Annotated in this window: 22 protein-coding genes; 13 read left to right on the top strand and 9 right to left on the bottom strand. The window is 74.9% G+C overall.

What is annotated here, in order from left to right:
* Positions 1 to 42 precede the first annotated feature (42 nt).
* Positions 43 to 780, top strand: a complete 738-nt coding sequence (locus tag KIN34_RS03670; RefSeq protein ID WP_214346817.1) for an MIP/aquaporin family protein — start codon at positions 43 to 45, stop codon at positions 778 to 780.
* Positions 781 to 790: 10 nt separating this feature from the next.
* On the opposite strand, the gene KIN34_RS03665 is transcribed toward KIN34_RS03670, so the two are convergent.
* On the bottom strand, positions 791 to 1228 hold the full coding sequence (locus KIN34_RS03665) for a nitroreductase family deazaflavin-dependent oxidoreductase (RefSeq protein ID WP_214346814.1): 438 nt from the start codon (positions 1226 to 1228) through the stop codon (positions 791 to 793).
* 136 nt (positions 1229 to 1364) lie between these two features.
* On the opposite strand from KIN34_RS03665, the gene KIN34_RS03660 reads away from it, so the two are divergent.
* Both KIN34_RS03660 and KIN34_RS03655 read left to right on the top strand, forming a co-directional pair.
* Positions 1365 to 1844: a hypothetical protein gene (locus KIN34_RS03660; RefSeq protein WP_214346811.1), complete on the top strand. Its 480-nt coding sequence runs from the start codon at positions 1365 to 1367 to the stop codon at positions 1842 to 1844.
* Between the two features lie 480 nt (positions 1845 to 2324).
* Complete coding sequence (locus tag KIN34_RS03655) at positions 2325 to 2828, top strand: FBP domain-containing protein (RefSeq protein WP_214346807.1); 504 nt, start codon at positions 2325 to 2327, stop codon at positions 2826 to 2828.
* A 32-nt stretch (positions 2829 to 2860) separates the two neighbouring features.
* On the opposite strand, the gene KIN34_RS03650 is transcribed toward KIN34_RS03655, so the two are convergent.
* Positions 2861 to 3610: a uracil-DNA glycosylase gene (locus KIN34_RS03650; RefSeq protein WP_307858071.1), complete on the bottom strand. Its 750-nt coding sequence runs from the start codon at positions 3608 to 3610 to the stop codon at positions 2861 to 2863.
* Positions 3607 to 4227, bottom strand: coding sequence for an L-threonylcarbamoyladenylate synthase (locus KIN34_RS03645; protein WP_214346805.1), 621 nt, complete (start codon positions 4225 to 4227; stop codon positions 3607 to 3609). The genes KIN34_RS03650 and KIN34_RS03645 overlap by 4 nt, the downstream gene beginning before the upstream one ends.
* Positions 4228 to 4392: 165 nt before the next feature.
* On the opposite strand from KIN34_RS03645, the gene KIN34_RS03640 reads away from it, so the two are divergent.
* On the top strand, positions 4393 to 5211 hold the full coding sequence (locus KIN34_RS03640; RefSeq protein ID WP_214346802.1) for an ABC transporter ATP-binding protein: 819 nt from the start codon (positions 4393 to 4395) through the stop codon (positions 5209 to 5211).
* Complete coding sequence (locus tag KIN34_RS03635; RefSeq protein WP_214346799.1) at positions 5211 to 7781, top strand: ABC transporter permease; 2571 nt, start codon at positions 5211 to 5213, stop codon at positions 7779 to 7781. The genes KIN34_RS03640 and KIN34_RS03635 overlap by 1 nt, the downstream gene beginning before the upstream one ends.
* A gap of 117 nt (positions 7782 to 7898) precedes the next feature.
* Here the strand turns inward: KIN34_RS03635 and KIN34_RS03630 are convergent, their stop codons facing one another.
* The 5 genes from KIN34_RS03630 to KIN34_RS03610 form a co-directional block, all read right to left on the bottom strand.
* Positions 7899 to 8858, bottom strand: a complete 960-nt coding sequence (locus KIN34_RS03630; protein ID WP_214346796.1) for a glycoside hydrolase family 113 — start codon at positions 8856 to 8858, stop codon at positions 7899 to 7901.
* Positions 8859 to 9147: 289 nt separating this feature from the next.
* Positions 9148 to 11229 carry an elongation factor G gene (locus KIN34_RS03625; protein ID WP_214346793.1) on the bottom strand — a complete coding sequence of 694 codons (2082 nt, stop codon included), beginning with the start codon at positions 11227 to 11229 and terminating at the stop codon, positions 9148 to 9150.
* 146 nt (positions 11230 to 11375) lie between these two features.
* On the bottom strand, positions 11376 to 12374 hold the full coding sequence (locus KIN34_RS17270; protein ID WP_214346790.1) for an FKBP-type peptidyl-prolyl cis-trans isomerase: 999 nt from the start codon (positions 12372 to 12374) through the stop codon (positions 11376 to 11378).
* A 139-nt stretch (positions 12375 to 12513) separates the two neighbouring features.
* Entirely contained in the window at positions 12514 to 13269 is a 756-nt protein-coding gene (locus KIN34_RS03615; RefSeq protein WP_214346786.1) for an endonuclease/exonuclease/phosphatase family protein, read from the bottom strand.
* Between the two features lie 64 nt (positions 13270 to 13333).
* The gene (locus tag KIN34_RS03610; RefSeq protein WP_307858070.1) at positions 13334 to 14017 is read right to left on the bottom strand and encodes a Pr6Pr family membrane protein; all 684 of its coding nucleotides are present in this window, start codon (positions 14015 to 14017) and stop codon (positions 13334 to 13336) included.
* Positions 14018 to 14147: 130 nt separating this feature from the next.
* On the opposite strand from KIN34_RS03610, the gene KIN34_RS03605 reads away from it, so the two are divergent.
* The 8 genes from KIN34_RS03605 to KIN34_RS03570 all read left to right on the top strand — a co-directional run bounded on the left by KIN34_RS03605 (position 14148) and on the right by KIN34_RS03570 (position 20140).
* Entirely contained in the window at positions 14148 to 15233 is a 1086-nt protein-coding gene (locus KIN34_RS03605) for a Gfo/Idh/MocA family protein (RefSeq protein WP_214346785.1), read from the top strand.
* Between the two features lie 121 nt (positions 15234 to 15354).
* Positions 15355 to 15918 (top strand): hypothetical protein, encoded by a 564-nt coding sequence (locus tag KIN34_RS03600; protein ID WP_214346782.1) that lies wholly within the window; start codon positions 15355 to 15357, stop codon positions 15916 to 15918.
* Between the two features lie 180 nt (positions 15919 to 16098).
* Positions 16099 to 17298: a VIT1/CCC1 transporter family protein gene (locus KIN34_RS03595; RefSeq protein ID WP_214346778.1), complete on the top strand. Its 1200-nt coding sequence runs from the start codon at positions 16099 to 16101 to the stop codon at positions 17296 to 17298.
* A gap of 65 nt (positions 17299 to 17363) precedes the next feature.
* On the top strand, positions 17364 to 18320 hold the full coding sequence (locus KIN34_RS03590; protein WP_214346774.1) for a siderophore-interacting protein: 957 nt from the start codon (positions 17364 to 17366) through the stop codon (positions 18318 to 18320).
* A 36-nt stretch (positions 18321 to 18356) separates the two neighbouring features.
* A complete protein-coding gene (locus KIN34_RS03585) occupies positions 18357 to 18776 on the top strand; it encodes a maleylpyruvate isomerase N-terminal domain-containing protein (protein ID WP_214346770.1) in 420 nt (139 codons plus the stop codon).
* Between the two features lie 11 nt (positions 18777 to 18787).
* A complete protein-coding gene (locus tag KIN34_RS03580) occupies positions 18788 to 19012 on the top strand; it encodes a hypothetical protein (protein WP_214346766.1) in 225 nt (74 codons plus the stop codon).
* A gap of 47 nt (positions 19013 to 19059) precedes the next feature.
* Positions 19060 to 19449 (top strand): YunG family protein, encoded by a 390-nt coding sequence (locus tag KIN34_RS03575; RefSeq protein ID WP_214346763.1) that lies wholly within the window; start codon positions 19060 to 19062, stop codon positions 19447 to 19449.
* 55 nt (positions 19450 to 19504) lie between these two features.
* Positions 19505 to 20140, top strand: coding sequence for a DUF1684 domain-containing protein (locus KIN34_RS03570; protein ID WP_214346760.1), 636 nt, complete (start codon positions 19505 to 19507; stop codon positions 20138 to 20140).
* A gap of 162 nt (positions 20141 to 20302) precedes the next feature.
* On the opposite strand, the gene KIN34_RS03565 is transcribed toward KIN34_RS03570, so the two are convergent.
* Positions 20303 to 21241, bottom strand: coding sequence for an alpha/beta fold hydrolase (locus KIN34_RS03565; RefSeq protein WP_214346758.1), 939 nt, complete (start codon positions 21239 to 21241; stop codon positions 20303 to 20305).
* Positions 21242 to 21272: the final 31 nt, after the last annotated feature.

Below are 21272 nucleotides of genomic sequence, written 5' to 3'. Positions count from 1 at the left end.
TGGCGCGTGCGCGGAACCGCCCGCTCCTGCCAGGGTGGGGCCATGGACCCGTCCTACGACCTCGCGACCCGGCTGGCCTGCGAGTTCATCGGCACCGCGATCCTGATCATCCTGGGCAACGGCACGGTCGCCAACGTGCACCTCAAGGGCTCCAAGGGGTACCGCGGCGGCTGGTCGTTGATCGCGATGGGCTACGGGTTCGGCGTCATGATCCCGGCGCTCATGTTCGGCGGCGTCAGCGGCAACCACATCAACCCCGCGTTCACCATCGGCCTGGCCGCGTGGGGGCTGTTCCCGTGGTCGGAGGTGGCCCCGTACGTCGTCGCGCAGCTCCTGGGCGCGATGGCCGGTCAGCTCGCGATCGTCGTGACGCACAAGCCGTACTACGACCGGACCGAGGACCCGGACGACATCCTGGCGACGTTCTCGACCGTCAACGCGGCGCGCTCGCGCGCGAACGGGTTCGCCAACGAGCTGCTCGGCTCGGTGGTGCTGTTCTCCTGCGCCCTCGCGATCGTGCACTCGCCGCTCACCGCCGACGAGCCGGCCACCGCCCACCTGGCGCTGGGGTTCCTGGTGTGGGGCCTGGTCGCCGGCCTGGGCGGACCGACGGGTCCGGCGCTCAACCCCGCGCGCGACCTGGGTCCGCGCATCGTGCACGCGCTGCTGCCGCTGCAGCACAAGGGCGGCTCGGACTGGCGCTACTCGTGGGTGCCCGTCGCGGCGCCGGTCCTGGCGGGCCTGATCGGCGTCGGCGGCTGGAAGCTCCTGCTCGGCTGAGCGGGCGGTCTCAGTCCTGCGGCACCAGCACGAAGACGGGGATCACGCGGTCCGTGCGCCGGGTGTAGGACTCGTAGTCGGGCCAGGTCTCCAGCGCGTAGCCCCACCACTCGTCGCGCTCCGCGCCCGTGGCCTCGTGGGCCAGGTAGTCCTTCTTCGTCGGACCGTCCTGCAGCTCGACGTGCGGGTTCGCGACGAGGTTGTGGTACCAGGCGGGGTGCTCGGGGGCGCCGCCCTTGGACGCGACGACCGCGTACCGGCCCTCGTGCTCGACCCGCATCAGCGCGGTCTTGCGCAGCTTGCCCGAGCGTGCGCCGACCGTGGTCAGCACGATCACGGGCCGTCCGTTCATCGTGGCGCCCTTGGCGCCGTCGGTGGCCTCGTACAGCTCGGCCTGCGTGCGGGCGTGCGGCGACGTGCTCGGTGCGTACTCCCCGGAAAGCGGCATGCCGGTGGCAACGCCCGGGCGGCGGGGCGGCATTCCCGCGACCGGCTCGAGGGTCTTCGGTCCCACCTCCGGCCCGCGGCGGTGCGCGACGATGCCGGTGCGGGTCAACGCCGACCCGCACCGAGGTGGTGACGAGATGAACCCGCAGGCACAGACCCAGCGGAGGCCGGTGGCGCAGTGGCTCCCGGCGGCCGTGACGCACGCCGAGGCCGCCGAGCAGGTGGACCGGGCACGACGCAGCCTCGAGGCGGCTCCGCCGTCGGCGAGGGTGAGCGCGCGGCTCGCGCTCGCGCTCCGGCGCCGGCGGCTGCGCGAGCTGGCGCAGGACCTCGACGGCGAGCAGGCGGCGCACGTGGCCGAGTCGGTGATCGACGACGCCGCGACCCGCGTGCACCCCGACCCCGACGAGCGGGCACGCCTGGTCCTGGAGCGGACCCAGGAGATCGTGCAGGAGGTCGCGGTGCAGCTCGAGCGGCCGACGCTCGTCGTCGCCGGCCACGCGCCCCGTGCGCCCCGGGACGTGCCCGCGCTGGCGTGCTGGCTCGACGACGCCCGGATCCGCGCGCACCTGGAGCACTCGGTGCGTCACGAGCTCCCGGGGCACTGCCCGCGCTAGACCACGGGGCGACCCCCTGGTGGTCCACGGGGCGGGTCCACGGGCCGGTCCACGGGCCGGTCCACGGGGCCGCGACCGCGGTGCTCCCGGGTGCGTGCGGCACAATGGACGGCGGCCGCCGAGCGAGCGGCACGTCCGGACCCCGGTACGACGAGCACGTCGTCGACCGGGTGGACGGGCGAGAGCACGGGCCGGACGACAGAGCCGTACGACAGGGCCGGACGACAGGCGAGGAGCACGCGGATGCACGGCATCGCAGGTTGCGGGGTGGCCGGCACGGCCTGCTCAGGCGACGCGCGCCTCCGCGTCGACCCCTCCTGACCCGTCCTCGGCGCCCAGCCGGCGTGTCACGCGGGGCCGACGCCCTGCCCGCTCCCCGCCGTGCAGCGAGGTCGAGCACGCCCCGGGCCGCGACCGGCCCCGGCGCCCTCGTCGTCCCGTGGCGGTGGAGGTCGACACCGACCGGAAGACCGAGAACCCATGGAACCCCTGACCGAGAAGCAGATCCGCGCGTCCTTCGTGAACGCGTCCCGCCGCGAGGCGACCAACGCCGTCCTGCCCGACCTCGACGCGCTGGACTGGGACCGCCTCGACTACCTCGGGTGGCGTGACCGCAAGGCGCCGCTCGTCGCGTACGCGATCGTGCCCCTCGACGGCACCCCCACCGGCGTGCTCCTGCGCTCGACGGACGCCAAGGAGCGCATCCGCCGGCGCGCGGTGTGCGCGTGGTGCGAGGACGTCGTCGTGACCGAGGACGTGAGCCTCTACGTGGCGCGCCGGGCCGGTGCGTCCGGGCGCCGCGGCAACACCGTCGGCACACTCGTGTGCACGCACTTCACGTGCTCGAGCAACGTGCGCCGGCCGCCGACGCGCACCGAGGCGGGCAACGACGAGGACGCGCGCCACGCCCTGGTCGCGCGCCGGATCGAGGGCCTGCGCGAGCGGTCCGCCCGCTTCCTGGCCGAGGTCCTGCGCGACGTGTGACCGGCCCGGCGGACGTCCGGCCCCGAGCGGGGTCAGACGTCCGCCAGGGCGCGGGCCCGCAGGAGGACCGCGTCGAGCATCGCGGGGGTGAGCCGGCCCGTGAAGGTGTTCTGCTGGCTCACGTGGAAGCAGCCGAGCAGCGTCAGGCTACGCTCGTCGTCGCCGGCGCCGCGGGTGACGACGACCTCCGCGCCGTGGGCGAACCGCGGAGACGGCCGGGGCACGGCCCAGCCGAGGTCGCGGAGCGTGTCGAGCAGCGCGGCCCAGCCGAACGCCCCGAGCACCACGGCCACCACGGGGTCGACCGCCGCGAGCTCGCGCGCCAGGAACGGCGCGCACGCGCGGCGCTCGTCGGGCGTCGGCTTGTTGGCGGGCGGGGCGCAGCGGACCGGTGCGGTCGCGCGGATGCCCGTCAGGCGCAGGCCGTCGTCGGCCCGGACCGACGTCGGCTGGTTGGCCAGGCCCGTACGGTGCATGGCGGCGAACAGGAAGTCGCCGGAGCGGTCGCCCGTGAACATGCGGCCGGTCCGGTTCGCGCCGTGCGCCGCGGGCGCCAGGCCCACGACGAGGATGCGCGCGGCCGCGTCGCCGAACCCGGGCACCGGGCGCGCCCAGTACTCCTCGTCGCGGAACGCGGCCCGGCGCTCGCGCCCCACCTGCTCGCGCCACGCCACCAGGCGCGGGCACGCGCGGCACACGACGACGTCCGCGTCGAGCGCGGCGAGCGCGGGGGAACCGGCGGCGTCCGGGTCCCCGGGCGGGACGACGAGCGGGGCGCTCACCGGAAGCGGTCGGGGTCCCCGGCGCCCTCACGCACGACCTCCGGGGCGCCGGAGGTCCAGTCGACGACGGTGGTCGGCGTCGTGCCGCAGTCCCCCGCGTCGACGACGGCGTCGAGGTCGTGGTCCAGCTCGTCCTTGATCTGCCAGCCCTCGGTCATCGGCCACTCGTGCCCGGGCATCAGCAGGGAGGAGGACAGGATCGGCTCGCCGAGCTCGCGCACGATCGCGAGCGCCACCGGGTGGTCGGGGATCCGCACCCCGACCGAGCGCTTCTTGGCGTGCGCGAGGCGCCGCGGCACCTCGGGTGTCGCCTGCAGGATGAACGTGTACGGGCCGGGCGTCGCGGCCTTGATCGCGCGGAACGCGGCGTTGTCGAGGTGCACCAGCTGGCCGAGCTGCGCGAAGTCCGCGCACACGAGCGTGAAGTGGTGCTTGTCGTCCAGGTGCCGCAGCCGGCGGATCCGCTCGGCTCCGTCCGCCGAGCCCATCGAGGCGCCCAGCGCGTAGCAGGAGTCGGTGGGGTAGGCGATGACGCCGCCGCCGCGCAGCACGTCGACCGCCTGCGCGACGAGCCGCGGCTGGGGGTCCTGCGGGTGCACGTCGAGATACCGGGCCATGCTCGCCAGGGTAGGCCCGACGAGCCCGACGGGCACCCGCACCGGGACGTTTGTCCAGGTCAGGACCCCCAAGCGGCACCCTGAGAGGTCCCTGGGAGAAGTTCAGGGTCGACCCGGGGGACAACCCCATCGCCACCGCTCCCGGGCGGGAGCAGGATCGAGCACGTGAACACGGCACCCGCCCCGCTCCCGCCCACGCCCGACGTCATCGCCTCCGCGCGCGGGCTCGTCAAGACCTACGGCCGCGGCGACACCGCGGTCCACGCCCTCGCGGGCATCGACGTGGACTTCGAGCGCGGACGACTGACCGCGACCATGGGCCCGTCCGGCTCCGGCAAGTCGACCCTCATGCACTGCATGGCCGGCCTCGACCGGCCGACCGGCGGCACGGTCGAGGTCGACGGCCAGACCGTCTCCGCGATGTCCGAGCGTCGGCTCACCCGGCTCCGCCGCGACCAGCTCGGCTTCGTCTTCCAGGCCTTCAACCTGGTCCCGACCCTGACCGCGCTCGAGAACATCACGCTGCCGCTCGACATCGCGCGGCGCCCGGTCGACCGCGACCACCTCGACGCGGTGGTGCGCGCGGTGGGTCTGCAGGACCGCCTGAGCCACAAGCCCGGCGAGCTGTCCGGCGGTCAGCAGCAGCGCGTCGCCTGCGCGCGGGCGCTGGTCACCCGGCCCGCCGTCGTGTTCGCCGACGAGCCGACCGGCAACCTCGACTCGACCTCGGCCCGCGACGTGCTCGGGTTCCTGCGCCGCAGCGTCGACGAGCTCGGGCAGTCCGTCGTCATGGTCACGCACGACCCGACCGCAGCCTCCTACGCCGACCGCGTCCTGTTCCTGGCGGACGGCAGGATCGTCGACGAGCTGCGCGAGCCCACGGCCGAGTCGGTGCTCGAGCGCCTGGGCGCCCTCACGCGTCGTGCCGAGTCCGCGGCGACGCCCGTCGCGCCGTCCGGCGTCGCGCCCGCCGGGGTGCGGTGATGCTCCGCGTCACGCTCCGCGGCGTGCGTGCGCACGCCGTCCGCTTCCTGCTCTCCGTCCTGGCGGTCGCGCTGGGCGTCGCGTTCGTCGCGGGCACGTTCAGCCTGCGCACCATGATGTCCAGCACGTTCGACGGGATCGTCGAGGCGTCCGCGCCGGCCGACGCGTACCTGCGCGGGGCCACGCAGGTCGCGGGCGGGGACGACGGGTTCAGCGTCGGCGAGGCGCGCAACCCGGTCCCGCTCACGCTCGCCGACGACGTCGCGTCCGTGGACGGCGTCGCGCTGGCGCTGCCGGACGTGCAGGGCTCGATCGTGCTCGTCGGCGCGGACGGCACCGCCGTGCAGTCCACGCAGGCCCCGTCCTTCGGCCTCGGGTACGACGAGCGGGACCCGAGCCTCGAGCTCGTCGCGGGCCGGACGCCGTCGGGTCCCGACGAGGTCGCGCTCGAGCAGGCGACGCTCGCGTCCTCCGGCCTCGCGCTGGGCGACGAGACGCGCGTGGTGATCGCCGGCGACGTCCGGCCCGTCACCGTGGTCGGTGAGGTCACCGCGGGCGGCCCCATGGCGGGCGCGACGATCGTGCTCCTCGACCCGCAGGCCGCGGCCGACGCGTACGCGCCCGACGGCACGGTCGCGACGGTCGCCGTCTACGGCGAGCCCGGCGTCGACGAGGCCGCGCTGACCCAGCGTCTCGACGACGCGCTGACCGGGCTCCCGGACGGCGCCGACGCGCAGGCGGTCACGGGCTCGGAGCTGCGTGCCTCGATGCAGTCGGACATCGACGAGATGCTCGGGTTCGTCACGACGTTCCTGCTGATCTTCGCCCTGATCGCGCTGTTCGTCGGCGCGTTCATCATCGCCAACACGTTCGCGATGTCGGTGCGCCAGCGGGTGCGGGAGTTCGCGCTGCTGCGGGCGCTCGGCGCGTCGCCGGCGCAGGTGTTCGGCGTCGTCGTCGGGCAGGCGGCGGTGGTCGGGCTGGTCGGGTCCGTCCTCGGCGTCCTCGGCGGCCTCGGCCTGGTCTCGCTGCTGCGGGTGGCGCTCGCGGGCGTCGGGATGGAGCTGACGGCGGACATCCCGCTGAGCACCAGCACCGTCGTCGGGTGCCTGGTCCTGGGCACCGTGGTGTCCGCGGTCGCGTCCGCGTTCCCCGCCCGCACCGCGGCGCTGGTCGCGCCGGTCGAGGCCATGCGGGGCGAGGTCACGGTCAAGGAGCGGTCGCTGCGGCTGCGCGGCGTGCTGGGCGGCGCGGTCGTCGCCGCGGGTGCCGCCGGCGTCGCCGCCGCGGCGCTGCGGCCGGACTCCGCGGCGGCCGACGGCCTGCTCGGGGCCGGCGCCGCGCTCGTGCTCGTCGGCGTGCTCGTCGCGTCGCCGACGCTCGCCCGGTGGGCGATGCGGGCCATGGCCGCACCGTTCGTCGCGCTGCTGCGCCCGGTCGGCCGGCTCGCGCAGGGCAACGTCGTGCGCAACCCGCGCCGGACGGCCAACACGGCCGGCGCGCTGATGATCGGCATGGCGCTCGTCGGCGCCGTGTCCGTGATCGCGACCACCGCGCAGGCGTCGCTCAAGGACGTCGTCGAGAGCTCGACGGACGCCGACCTCGTCGTCCGCTCGGCCACCTACGTCGTCCCGCAGGGCGCGGCGCAGGACGTCGCGGCGCTCCCGGAGGCCGGCGACGTGGTGCCCCTCGCGTTCACCTACGCGGGCATGTCGCCCTCGTCGGGCGTCGCGCCGACGCCGCAGGACGCGGCCGGCGTGGTCGCGATGGACGCGGACGCGTTCGGCACGGTGCTGACGGTCGACGTGACCGCGGGCGACACCGCGGACCTGGCCGACGGGACGACGCTGCTCAACACGAACCTCGTCGGCGACGGGTGGGCCGTGGGCGACACGGTGACGCTCACGACGGCGGCCGGCTCGCGGGACCTGGAGGTCGCCGGGCTGTTCGACAGCCGGGTGCTGGGGTCCAGCGCGGTCGTCACCCCGGCCGTGCTCGACGAGCTCGCGCCGGGCGAGGCGCAGAGCATCGACACGATCTTCGTCGACGCGGCGCCGGGCGTGAGCCAGGCCGAGCTGCGCGCCGCCGTCACCGCGGCGGTCGCCCCGTACGTCGTGGTGTCGGTGCAGGACCGCGACGAGTTCGTGGACCAGATGGCCGGCCAGGTCGACCAGCTGCTCGTGATCCTCTACGCGCTGCTGGGCCTGTCGCTGGTCATCGCGGTGCTGGGCATCGTCAACACGCTCGCGCTGTCGGTGATCGAGCGCACCCGCGAGATCGGGCTGCTGCGGGCCGTCGGCCTGGGCCGGCTCCAGCTCGCCGGCACCATCACGGTCGAGTCCGTGCTCACCGCGCTGTTCGGCACGCTCGTCGGGCTGGTGGTGGGCGTGAGCCTGGCGTCGGTCCTGCCGCTCGTCTACGCCGACGAGGGGCTGGACCAGCTCGTCGTCCCGTGGGGCGGCCTGCTCACGATGGTGGTGCTGGCGCTCGTCGTGGGGGTGCTGGCCGCACTGTGGCCCGCGACCCGCGCCGCCCGCATGCGCGCCCTGGACGCGATCGCGAGCGAGTGACCGCGCCTGCCTGAGGCCCGGCCCCCACCCCCGCCGAGAACGTCATCGCTCCGGCTCTGATCCCTCAGAGCCGGAGCGATGACGTTCTCGACGGAAGGGGCAGCGGTGTGCGCCGCGTCAGGAGGGCGTGGCGGCGCGGTAGTGGTGCGCGATGACGTGCTCCGCCGGCTTGCCGAACGGGCAGTAGTCGTCGTCGGTCGGCGCGTCCTGCTCGTCGTACAGGTGCGCGGGCCAGTCCCACAGGACGAACCCCCGGACCCACGCGCGGGCGGCGCACGTCGCGAACATCTCGCGGTACCAGGTCGCCTGGGCCTCGCCGTCCGGCTCGCCGGGGAGCGCCCAGTCGTTCGGCAGGGCGGGCGAGCCGCTGCGGCTCGGGCAGCCCGCCTCGAGGAAGACGAACGGCTTGCCGTGCGCCGCGACCACGGGCTCGATGCGGTCGAGCTGGTTCTCCCAGTCGCCCAGGGGGTAGTAGCCCGAGGAGGAGATGACGTCGACCGCGTCCCACCAGGTGACGCGGTCCTCCTGGTACTTGTCGCAGTTGTAGGTGACCAGGCCGGGGTAGACCTCGCGCACCGCCGCGACGAGCGCGCGCCACTCGTCGGCGCGGCGGTCCGTCTGGACCATCTCGCAGCCGACCGAGAACATCTCGCAGCCCTCCTCGGCCGCGACGCGCGCGTAGTGCACGACGAACTCGCCGTACGACGCGAACCAGTCCGACCACGTCGGCTCGCACGGCACGTCGTGGTCGAAGAAGTTGATGTGCGCGCGCCAGGTGCCGTCCGCGCAGTTGACCACGGGCTTGAGGAGCACGCGCTGGCCGAGCGCGCGGGCGGCGCGGATGGCGTGCCGGACCTCGTCCTCGGTGACGGTGGGAGCGTCACGCCAGCGCACGGTGGTCGAGTGCGCGGTGTCCTGCAGCGCGGCGAACGTCACCGCCGTCCAGGTGGTCGCGGTCCGCTCGACCATGAGGCGCATCGACTCCGCCGCGGCCTCGTCGGTCCAGGTGCCCCGGACCCCGGTCCACCCCCACGTCATCCCGGCCACGAACCCCGACAGCTCCGGACGCACACCCATGTGCCCCACCTCCCCCGGGATGCTCCCACAATCTTCACCCCCCGAACAAAGTCCCCCGGACCCGCCCGCGCCCCGACCACCCCCCCACCCGCCGAGAACGTCATCGCTCCGGCTCTCAGCGCCCAGAACCGGAGGGATGACGTTCTCGGTGGGTGGGGGCGGTGGGTGGCGGGGGTGGGGGCGGTGGGTGGCGGGGGTGGGGCGGCGGTTGGCGGGGGCGGAGGGATGGGGTCTCGGCGGGAGGCGGGGCGGGCGGGGGGAAGGAGGGCGGGCCGGGAAGGGGGGTGGGTCAGGTGGGGAGGAGGTGGTCGGGGCAGGGGTCGTAGTGGGAGGGGTGGACGGTCAGCTCGGCGCGGCCGCCGGTCAGCGAGCGCAGGTCCAGGACGTAGCGGGCGAGCTCGGCCTGCGGCACGTCGGCCTCGATCGCGACCAGGCCGCCGTCGCGCGCGCTCGTCGTCGTGATGCGCCCCCGCCGCCCGGACAGGTCGCCCATGACGTCGCCCTGCGCGGCGGACGGGACGACGACGGTGACGTGGTCGATCGGCTCGAGCACCACCGTGCCCGCGGCCGCGAGCGCCTCCCGCACGCCGTTGGCTGCCGCGGCCCGGAAGGCCATGTCGGAGGAGTCGACGGAGTGCGACTTGCCGTCGTAGACCTCGACCCGCAGGTCCACCACGGGGTAGCCGTGCGGGCCGCCGTGCGCCATCGCCTCGGCGGCGCCGCGCTCGACGGACGGCAGGTACTGACGCGGCACCGACCCGCCGACCACCGAGTCCACGAACGCGTACCCCTCGCCGTGCGGCAGCGGTCCGACGCGCAGCTGCACCACCGCGAACTGCCCGTGCCCGCCGGACTGCTTCTTGACTTTGCCCTCGGCCTCGACGGTGCGCCGGATGGTCTCGCGGTACGCGACCGGCACCGCCGAGGTCGTGACGTGGACGCCGAACACGCGGGCGAGCCGCTCGAGCGCGACGGCCAGGTGGGTGTCCCCGAGCCCGCGCAGCACCGTGTGGTCCGACGAGCGGTCGACGACGAGCGTCGCGTCCTCGGCCGCCAGCCGCGTCAGCGCGCCGGAGAGCCGGTCGTCGTCCGACTGCGACACGGGAGTGAGCGCGAGCCCGAACACCGGCGCGCGGTGCGGTGGCGGCGGTGCGGTCATCGCGGCGCCCGGGCCCGCCTTGTCGGTCAGCAGCGAGCCGCTCGGCGTCGCGGTCAGCTTGGCGACCGCGACCACCTGCCCCGCGACGGCCGCGTCGACCGGCAGGTGCTCCTTGCCGCGCAGCCGGAACAGCCCCGGCACGCGCTCCTCGGTCCGCGAGGTCGTGTTGAGCAGCCGGTCGCCGGGTCGCACGGTGCCGCTCAGCACGCGCAGCAGCGTGACCTGCCCGACGAACGGGTCGGCGACGGTGCGGAAGGCGTGCACCAGCACCGGTCCGGCGGGGTCCACGGCCACCTCCACCCTCGTCGGACCCGCCGACGAACCGCTCGTCGGCCCCGCGACGACGACCGCGGGACGCTCGCCGGGCGCGGGACCCAGCTCGCAGACCAGGTCCGCCAGACGGTCCACACCGACCTCGGTGACGCCGGAGGCGACGAGCACGGGGAAGGCCTCGAGGTCCCGCACCTCGTGCGCGAGCGTCCGTCCCAGCTCGGCCGCCGACGGCTCGTCGCCGCCGAGGTAGCGCTCGAGTGCCTCGTCGTCGTGGGAGACGATCTCCTCGGTCACCTCGCCGTGCAGCCGGTGCTCCTCCTCCGCGACGTCCGCCGGGACGGTGCCCGTGCTGTGCCGGCCGTCGGCGGCGTACTCGAGGCCCTCCTCGCTCAGCACGTCCGCCACGCCGTGGAACGCGGCCTCCTCGCCGAGCGGCAGCTCGAGGGGCACGAACCCCTCGCCGAACGCCTCGCGCAGGTCCGCCAGGACGTGGTGGAAGTCCGCGCGGGCCTTGTCCTCCTTGGTCACCACGACGAGCCGCGGGAGCCCGGCCTCGGCCACCGCGCGCCAGGCGGCGTGCGTGCCGGCCTGCACGCCGTCGACCGCGGACACGACGAGCACGGCGAGGTCGGCCACCGCGAGCGCGGCGTCCAGGGAGCCGGCGAAGTCGGCGGACCCGGGGGTGTCGAGGAGGGTCACGTCGTACTCGTCGCCGGTCCCGAGCCGCCACGTGAAGGGCGCGAGCCCGAGCGAGAGCGAGAGCCCGCGCGCGATCTCCTCGGGCTCGTGGTCGGTCACCGTCGAGCCGTCCTCGACGCGTCCCGGCCGGCCGGTCACGCCGGCCCGGTGCAGGAGCGCCTCGGTCAGCGTGGTCTTGCCCGCGCCGGCGGCGCCCACCAGGGCGACGGTGCGGATCCTGGGCGTCGTCGCCTGGTCCATGCTCGGCTCCCCGGCCGCCAGGTGGGTGCGCGGGCGGGTCCCGCGCGAGGTCGTCGGCGACCTGCGGCCCACACTAACGACGCACCCCCGGTGCCGGCAGGACGTGGGTCCCGCGGCACCGGGGGTGCGGTGGTTCGAGCGAGCGGTCAGCTGGCCCAGAGGATGTCGACGACGAAGACGAGCGTCGACCCGGCCGGGATGTCGCCCTGCGCCGTGTCGCCGTAGCCCTTGTCCGGCGGCACGACGAGCAGCACCTGGCTGCCGACCTTCTGGCCGACCAGGCCCTCGTTCCAGCCGTCGATCACCTGGGCGGTGCCGATCGACGTCACCGGGAACGGCTGGGCGTCCCACGACGAGTCGAAGACGGTGCCGTCCCAGAGCGCGCCGGTGTACTGCACCAGGAGGTTGTCACCGGACTCGACCGTGGCGCCGTCGCCCTCGATGAGCGGCTCGACGGTGAGCTTGGTCGGGGCGTCCGCGTCGGACGGCGTGATCGTCGGGGTGCCGTCGTCGGCGAGCTCGACCGTCGGCAGGCCCTCGACCGGGTCCGCGGCGGTACCGGACGCCCGGCTGGGGATCTTCGCGGTGGGCTCGAAGACGTAGACGGCGGTGTCGTCGCCGCTGGTCAGGGCCAGCAGCACCTGCGCGCCGATGTTCACGGTCGCCAGCGCGTCGTCGAGCGCCGGGAGGCTGTCCGCGACGGTCCAGGGCTGGCTGGCCTCGTCCTCGTAGGTGCTGCCCAGGCGGGTGCCGGCGCTGTCGACCGCGGTGAGCTGGGTCTCGAGGATGTCGCCGACCTCGATGGCCTCGCCGTCGCCCTCGGTGATGACCCGGGCCACGTTCGCGGTGACGGTGAACGGGTTGGTCGGCAGCGTGATCGTCGGCTCCGAGCCCGGCTCGCCCTCGACCGTGACCTTCTCGAGCGCGGCGACGTCCTCGGCGCTCGGCGTGGCGGCGGCGGTGGCCGCGGGGGTCGGCTCCGCGGAGGCGCCGGCGTCGGCCGTGGCCGTCGGCGTCGCGTCGGCGCCCGTGTCGTCGGCGTCGCTGCCGCAGGCGGCGAGCGTCAGGGCGAGCGTGGCGGCGGTGACCGTCGCGGTGACGGTGGCGGCGACGCGACGAGAGGTCGTGCGGCGGAAGGCGTGCACGGGTGTGCTCCGTGAGGTCGGGGGTGAGGTCGGGAGAGCGAACCGCAGCGGCGGCACCCGTGCACGGTACGCGACGTTCCTGGCAGTCCGCTGGGAGCGACCGTTCCCGAACCGGTTGAGCACGGGGCGGCGGCGGCTCTCACGGCGTGAGGTCGACGACGAGCGCGCGGTGGTCGCTGACGCCGGTCGCCACGGCCCGCGCCGGTCCGGCGGGCCGCACGCCCCGGCCCAGGACGTGGTCGATCTGCGCCCGCGGCTCCTCGGCGGGGTAGGTCGGCGCCGCGGCGATCGCCTCGAGGCCGCGGGCGCCGGCCACGCGCCGGACGGCGGGCGGCCGCAGGTTGAGGTCCCCCAGCACGACGAGCGGCTCGGCCGTGCCCAGCGCGGCCAGCAGGTGCTCGAGCTGACGCTCGCCCTGCCCCGGCAGGTAGGACAGGTGCGTACCGACCACGGTCACCGCGCCGTGCGGCGTCTCGACCACGGCGACCAGCGCGACGCGCGGCTGGTCCCGGTACGGCCGTCGGACGCGCCCGGCGCCGACCAGGGTGACGCCCGGCAGCCGCGGCAGCGGGATCGTCGTCCACTCCCGCACGGTGAACCGGCTCACGATCGCGACGCCGTACGCCGCCCCGCCGCGGTCGCGCGCGGTAGCGCGCCGCCACAGTCCCGCGGGCCCGACGAGCGCGGGCGCCATCCGCACGTGCGCCGCACCCGACGCCTGCGCGACGAGCGCGGCCTGGTCGCTGCGCCCGGAGCGCAGCTGCCCGCGGTCGACCTCCTGCAGCGCGAGCACGTCGGCGTCGAGGGAGCGGACCGCCCGCGTCAGCGCCGCGTGGTCGACGCGCCCGCTCGTCGTCGCGCGCCCGTGCTGGAGGTTGAACGTCGCGATGCGCACGCCCGATGGTCCCAGCCGGGGACCCCGTCCGCGAGCGCCGTCGCGAGGGTGGTGGCGAGCGCGGTCACGTCCTGGTCGGCACCGGGTTCCCGACGAGGGCGCGGGCGGGCATCCGGCGGTCGATCAGGATGATCAGCAGCCCGAGCAGCGTGAAGCCGATGCCGTAGACCAGGACGTTGAGCAGCAGCCCGCCCCAGCCCAGCTCGCCGAGGTCGATGAACCCGTACGGGTAGTCCAGGTCCCACACCGTGCCGCGGACGGTCGTGAACGTCACGTACGCCAGCAGGTAGACCAGCCACCACCACGAGTACCGCCAGCGCAGGCGGCGGTGCTGGTCGAGCAGCAGGAAGTCCAGGAAGGCGAGCACGGGGTCGAGCTGGTGCTCGATCTGGCCGGACGTCAGCCCGATCGCGAGCGTGGGCGCGTCCGCGGCCTCGGGCTCGAGCACGAAGTACGCGACCAGGCCGGTGATCGCGAGGAACAGCGTCACCCCGCCCTTGAACCAGCCGGGCGGCTGGCGCTTGCCCAGCAGCGAGGCGAACCCCGCCCAGATCATCACGACCGCCAGCAGCACGCCGGACTGGTTGGTGAAGTAGAGCAGGTCGTCGAGCTGCCCGTGCAGCCAGACCTCCTTGGTCCCGGCCAGCGCGAGCGCGGCGACCCCGAACCGGAACAGCGCGACGACGACATTCACCGGGTTCACGGTGCCGGCCGCGTCGGGCTCCCGGCTCGGCTCGCTGATGGTCACGTGTCCCCCTCGTCGTGCCGCCCGGTCGGCTGCCGTGTCAGAACCTAGTGGCCGACTCCCTTTGCCGTCGTCACCCGAGGCTGGTTTGGTGGCCGGACGGGCACGACGAGCACGACGACGAGGAGGTCGCATGGCACCGCTGCGGTTCGGGATCGTGGGGAGCGGGTGGCGCGCGGAGTTCTTCGCGCGGATGGCTCGCGTGCTGCCGGAGCGGTTCGAGTGCGTCGGCGTGGTGTCGCGGTCGGCGGAGCGCGGTGCGGAGGTCGAGGCGCAGTGGGGCGTGCCGACCGTGCGCACGGTCGCGGAGCTGGTGGGCGGCTTCCCCGAGCGCCCGGAGCTGGTGGTCGCGTCGGTGCCCTGGCCCGTCACTCCCGGCGTGGTCCGCGAGGTGGTCGCGGCCGGCGTCCCCGTGCTGGCCGAGACGCCGCCCGCGCCGGACGCGGACGGCCTGCGCGCCCTGTGGTCGGACGTGGGCGCGAGCGGCCTGGTCCAGGTCGCGGAGCACAGCCCGTTCATGCCCGCGCACGCCGCGCGGCGCGCGGTGGTGGAGGCCGGGCTCATCGGCGAGCCGACGAGCGTGCAGGTCTCCTCGACGCACCTCTACCACGCGACGGGGCTGGTGCGGAGCCTCCTCGGGGCCGGTCGCGGCCCGGCCGTGGTGCGCACCTCACGCTTCGAGGCGCCCCTGCTCGACCCCCTGAGCCGCGACGGCTGGACGGGCGCCACCGAGCCGGCCACCGCCGCCACGCTGCTTGCGACGATCGACCTGGGCGACGGGCGCAGCGCGCTGTACGACTTCACCGACAACCAGTGGCACAACCCGCTGCGCACCAACCGGATCGTGGTGCGCGGGTCCCTCGGCGAGATCGTCAGCGACGAGGTGACGCGCTGGGCGGGGGAGCGCACGGTCGTCACCTCGCGGATCGAGCGCCGCATGTCCGGGATCGAGCAGAACCTCGACGGCTTCGACCTCGAGCACCTCAGCCTCGAGGGGCGCGTGCTCTACCGCAACGAGTTCCACGGCGCACGGCTCGCGGACGACGACCTCGCCGTGGCCGGCCTGCTCGCCGGCTGCGCCGCCTGGCTGCACGACGACGGGCCGCAGCCGTACCCGCTCGCGGACGGCTGCCACGACCACCTGCTCGGCCTCGCCATCGAGGAGTCCGCGCGCACCGGCCGGCCGGTGGAGGTCGAGACCCCGCCCTGGGCCACGTGACGTGGGGGTCGGTGAGGCAGTCGTGCCCGACGTCGTTCCGAGCTCGCGGCAAGACGGGTCGACCTCGGCCGCCGTTCCGCTAACGTCGGCGCCTGGGCAGGCTGCGCGGGCAGGGGGACGCTTGAGTCCGACGACGGACGGGGTACGGGTCGAGCCGGAGACCGGGCGTGCGCGCCCGGGGATGTGGCGGTGGCTGCCGGCCGCCGCGACGGCGCTCGTCGTCCTCGGTGCGCTCGGCGCAGGTACGTGGTGGCTGACTCACCCGGAGCGCTTCGTCGAGGCGGGAGACGGAACCGAGTTCGATCAGGGCGCGTCCGACGTCGCCGTCGGTATCCACCACCTCTCCGGTCAGGACGGCGAGGTCGTGATCCGTGACGTGACGGCGACCGTCACGCGCAACGACGCCGGTGCCACGTTCGAGGCGAAGCGGTGCACGCTGGACCCCGGGCTCGGCTTCGGCGCGATCGGGACGGCCGGTGTCGAGGATCTCTCGACGATGTGCACGGACCTCGTCGACGCCGCCGGCGCCACCCTGAGCCTCGACGAGGCCGACCGGCAACAGCTCCTTCTCCTCATCCATGCCCCGGGCTCGGGCCGGGTGGAGATCAACGGCGTCCACGTCACGTACCGCGACGGCGTGCGGTGGGGCGCCGAGGACACGGGTCCGGACGTCCTGCTCCCCTGACGGGCCACCCGGTCGGGTCGAGGTCTCGTCACGCTCGTGCCGCCGTGGCGGCGTGAGCCAGGCGGAGCCGAATGCCTGAACCCGGAGGCCGGTGCGCAGGATCCTCGGAACTGCCGATTCGAGGATCCGAACTCGCCCCGATGACCGGTTCGCCCTTTCTGCGGCTGTCACGATGACGGGATGACCACGAGTGCTCCCGTGCCCACGCGCGCCCAGAAGCGGCGCTGGCGGCAGTACCTGGCCGACGAGCGCGCCGAGGCGGCGGTCTACCGCGACCTCGCCGGCCGCCGGACCGGGGAGGAGCGCGAGATCCTCCTGGCGCTCGCGGAGGCCGAGCGGCGGCACGAGCAGCACTGGCTCGACCTGCTGGGCGACGACGTCGGCAAGCCGCTGCGCGGCGACTGGCGCACGCGCAGCCTCGCCTGGCTGGCGCGCACGTTCGGCTCGGTCTTCGTCCTCGCGCTCGCGCAGCGGGCGGAGGCACGCTCGTCGTACGACGAGGACGCGGACGCGACGCCGCAGATGGCGGCCGACGAGCGGATCCACGAGGAGGTCGTGCGCGGGCTCGCGATCCGCGGCCGCAACCGCATCTCCGGCACGTTCCGCGCGGCCGTCTTCGGCGCCAACGACGGCCTCGTCTCGAACCTCGCGCTGGTGCTCGGCATCGGGGCGTCGGGCGCCTCGAACGCGACCGTGCTCCTGTCCGGTCTCGCCGGGCTGCTCGCCGGTGCGCTGTCGATGGGTGCCGGCGAGTACGTCTCGGTGCGCTCCCAGCGCGAGCTGCTCGAGGCGTCCCGGCCCGGAGCGCACGCGCGCGCCGCGCTGCCGCACCTCGACGTCGACGCCAACGAGCTCGCCCTGGTCTACCGCGCCCGCGGGATGGCGCCGGACGAGGCCGCGGAGCGCGCGCGCACCGTCCTGATGTCGCTCGAGGCCTACGCGGGCAGCGCGCTCGTCGTCCCCACAGAAGGCACAACGGGTGCGACCGGCCCGGCTGACGCGACTCACACGACTGACGCGACCGGCACAGCCGACGTGACCGGTGCGGCGCGGCCGGCGCCGGACGCCGCCCCCGTCGAGGAGGCCGACGAGCACGAGACGGTGGGGACCGCGCTCGCGGCCGCGGTCGCGAGCTTCTGCTTCTTCGCGTCGGGCGCGGCGATCCCCGTGCTCCCCTACCTGCTCGGCGCGACCGGCTGGACCGCGGTCGCGTGGTCCGCGGGGCTGGTGGGCGTCGCGCTGCTGGGAACCGGTGCCGTCGTCGGGCTGCTGTCCGGCACGTCGCCGGCCAAGCGCGCGCTGCGCCAGCTCGCGATCGGCTGGGGCGCGGCCGCGGCGACGTACGTCCTGGGCCTGGTGTTCGGCACGACGGTCGGCTGAGTGTGACGCGCGCCTCCTGACCGGCAGGCTTGTTGAGGTAAGGCTTGCCTGCCTACAGTGTCCGCGTGACTGCGACGACCGAGACCGAGGCTCAGGCCCGCACGGAGCCCGCGTTCCGCACCTTCGCGGTGACGGTGCGCAGCCTCCAGCGGCTGTGCCCGAGCGTCCTGCGCGTGACGTTCGCGGGCGACGACCTGCACAAGTTCGCGGACAACGGGTTCGACCAGCGCATCAAGTTCTTCCTCCCGCTCGACTGCGGCTACGCCGAGCTGCTGGACCTCACGCAGTCCGGCGACTGGTACGGCACGTGGCGGGCGCTGCCCGACGACCGCCGGCACCCCATGCGCACCTACACCGCCCGGGGTGTGCGGCAGCACCAGCGCGAGCTGGACGTCGACATCGTGCTGCACGGCGACCACGGCCCGGCCTCCCGTTGGGCGGGCCGGGCACAGGTCGGGGACCAGCTCGTCGTCCTCGGTCCGAACGCGGACGCGGCGGGCGCGCACGGCGGCGTGGACTTCGTGCCGCCGCTGCGGACCGAGCAGTTCCTCATCGCCGGCGACGAGACCGCCCTGCCGGCCATCGCGAACATCCTGGAGCGCCTGCCCGCGGACGCCCGGGGCGAGGCCCTCATCGAGATGCCGCGCTCCGACGACCGCATCGACCTGGCCGCACCCGCCGGCGTGACCGTCCGCTGGCTCGGCCGCGACGGCGCCGCCCACGGCACGTTCCTGGACCCCGCCGTCCGCGAGGCCGCCGCGCGCGTGCTGCCCCAGGGCGCCGGTGCCGAGCTGACCGAGGTCCCGTGGGCCGCGAACGGCGACGACGACGTGTGGGAGGTGCCCGTGGACCACGCCACCCACCGGTCCCTGCGCGAGGCCGCGCCCGTCTACGCCTGGCTCGCGGGCGAGTCCGCCGTCATCCGCGGCCTGCGCCGCCACCTGGTCGCCGACCGCGGCATCGACCGCAAGGCCGTCGCGTTCATGGGCTACTGGCGCGCCGGACGGGCCGAGAACAGCTGACGCCCGACAGCATGTCCGCGGCCTAGGCTGCCGCTCATGGAGGCGTTGACCGTCCCGCTCGACGAGGCGCGGGAGCTGTTCGTCGCCCAGGCGGCCGAGTTCCTGGCGGCCTGCGAGGCGCTGAGCGACCTCGAGCTGCTCGATCCCTCGCGCTGCCGCGGCTGGAGCCGGCTCGACCTGCTGGTGCACGTGCGCGCAGGCCTCGACGAGATGGCGGCCGACCTGGCGACGCCGTCGACCGCCCCGCCGGACCACGACGCCGCCGGCTACTGGGGGAGCCACCCCGACGACCGCGACGAGGACGTGGTGCCGCACGTGATGTGGCTGCGCCGGACCGCGTCCGCGTACGGGAGGCCGCGCGCGGCGGTCCGGCACCTCGCGGACTCGACCGGGCGCGCCGTCGCCGCGGTCACGAGCGCCGCCGAGGCGCCGTCTCCTTCCAGGACAAGGTGCTGACCAGGGGAGACATGATCGCGACCTGGGTGGTCGAGGTGGCGGTCCACCAGCTCGACCTCGACGTCGGCGGCGCGCCGCCGACGGGGGCCGCGCTGGCCCGGCGCACCCTCGAGGCGATCGCGGAGCACGCGCTCCCCGAGGCGTTCGGCGACGACGAGGCCGTCCTCGCGGGCCTCGGCCGCACCGGCTGGCCCCCCGGCGTCCCCGGACGCGGCCCCTTCCCCGTCTCGCTCTGAGCGACGAGCGAGGGCGGCGTGTCGGTGGTCGCTGCCACGATGCCGGCATGACGATCACCGCCGACGAGCTGCGCCGCCACTTCCTGGCCGCCTGGGGTCCCGACACCTGCTACCCCCACATGGCGGAGGAGTGGGACCCGCAGCGTCCTTCACGCGACCAGTGCGGGATGACGGCACTCGTCGTCCAGGACGTCCTCGGCGGTGACCTGGTGCTCGCCGAGGTGCACGTCGACGGGGCGCAGGTCGGCCACCACTACTGGAACCGCCTGCCGGACGGGACGGACCTGGACCTGACCGCCGACCAGTTCCTCCCGGAGGAGTCGGTGGTGGGGGGCACGGTCGTGATCCGCCCGCCCGACGCCCCGCGGTACCACCGCGAGCAGTACGAGCTCCTGAGGAAGCGCGTCTTCGACGCCCTGCCGGAGCCGCCGTCCTGACGGGCCGTCACACCGCGACCCCGCGCGCCCGGCGACGAGGTGCGAGGGTGGAGCCATGCCGAGCGCAGAGGTGTCCGCAGCGACCGAGGCCCTGGACGTCGTCGACTGGCGACGCGAGGTCGCCGCGACCTACGCCGACGTGCGCCGCCTGGCCGCGGACGACCCGGCGGCCGCGCACGCGGAGTGGGTGCGCCGCCGCGACGCGCTGCTGGGCCACCACCCGGCCTCGCCGCTCAGCCCGGCCGAGCGGGCCGGGTTCGTCGGCCTGGACGTGGCCGGCTACGACCCGGCGTACCGGTTCGAGACCGTGCTCGAGCCCGCGACGAGCGAGCGCCTGGAGGTGCCGACCGGTACCGACGGCGTCGTGCCGTACGAGCGGATCGGCACCGTCCGCCTGGACGGCCTCGGGTCTCTGGCGGTGTGGGCGCTGCGCAGCTACGGCGGCGGGCTGTTCCTGCCCGTCAAGGACGCGCTGGCCGGGACGGCGGGCGGCACCTACGGCGGCGGCCGGTATGTCCTGGACACCGTGAAGGGTGCCGACCTGGGCTCCGCGGGTGCACGCCTCGTCGTCGACCTGAACTTCGCCTACAACCCCTCCTGCGCCTACGACGACCGGTGGGCCTGCCCGCTTGCGACGTCCGCGAACACGCTGGACGCGCCGGTGCCGGTCGGCGAGCGCGCCTGGGCCTGAGCGCGCGACGCACCTCCGTGGGCGCTCCGCGTCCCGGGCCTGAGGGCGGGTCGTATCGGGAAAGACGACGGATCGGGCGTGTACGTCCAGCGTGCGTACACGCCCGATCCCGAGGTGTGCTCGGCGCTGAGGCTGACGCGCGGGGGGGGGGCGCCGGCGCGTCTACGCGAGCCAGTCGGCGATCGCGCGGTTCACCTCCTGCGGGCGCTCCTGCTGGATCCAGTGCCCGCTGTCGAGCACCACGACCTCGGCGTTCGGCACGACGTCGGTGAGGCGTTCCGCGGGGCGCACCTCGTCGCGGGAGCCGTGGATCATGAGCACGCGGTGGTGGACGATCGGGTCCACCTCGGCGAGCGCGCGCCAGTTCCGGTCGAGGTTGCGGTACCAGTTGATGCCGCCGGTGAAGCCCGAGCGCGCGAATGCGGCGGCGAAGACCTCGAGCTCGGACTCGGTCAGCACGGCCTCCCCCGTCGGCTTCTCGGCCAGGGCGAGCTCGATCATCACCATCCCCGGCCCCGGCGGGGCGGGGTCCCGGTGCGTCCGGTAGAGGTTGCGGAGGAACCGCTCGGTGTTCGCCTCGAGGACGGCGTCGGCCACGCCCGGCTGCCGGTTGAAGTGGACGAAGTAGAAGTTGCCGCCGAGTGCCGCCTCCATGCCCTCGATCCACGGCACGTCGCCGCGCTCCTGGTACGGCAGGCTCAGGTTGACGATCCGCCGGACGCGCTCCGGGTGCAGCAGCGCGAGCCCCCACACGACCATCGCGCCCCAGTCGTGGCCGACGAAGTCGGCTGACGCGTACCCGTAGTGGTCGAGCAGACCGACGAGGTCCGCGGTGAGGTGCTCGAGGTCGTACGCCGTCACGTCGGCCGGCCGGGACGAGCCGCCGAAGCCTCGTTGGTTCGGGACGATCACGTGGTGGCCGGCGGCGACGAGCGCCGGCACCTGCTCGCGCCAGGACTGGGCGAGCCCCGGCCAGCCGTGGCACAGCACGACAGGCCGGCCCGCGTTCTCGCGGCCGGCCTCGAACACCTCCAGGTGGATGCCGTTGACGGGGACCGTCACGGGCTCGGGGAAGGGGTACAGCGTCGTCGGGAGCGTCATCTCGATGCCTTCGTTCGGGCCGATCACGCGT

Origin of the sequence: Cellulomonas fulva (assembly GCF_018531375.1) — a bacterium.
Classification (GTDB): Bacteria; Actinomycetota; Actinomycetes; order Actinomycetales; family Cellulomonadaceae; genus Cellulomonas; species Cellulomonas fulva.
The sequence above is the reverse complement of the archived record's forward strand: the minus strand, read 5'-3'. Positions and strand labels throughout refer to the sequence as shown.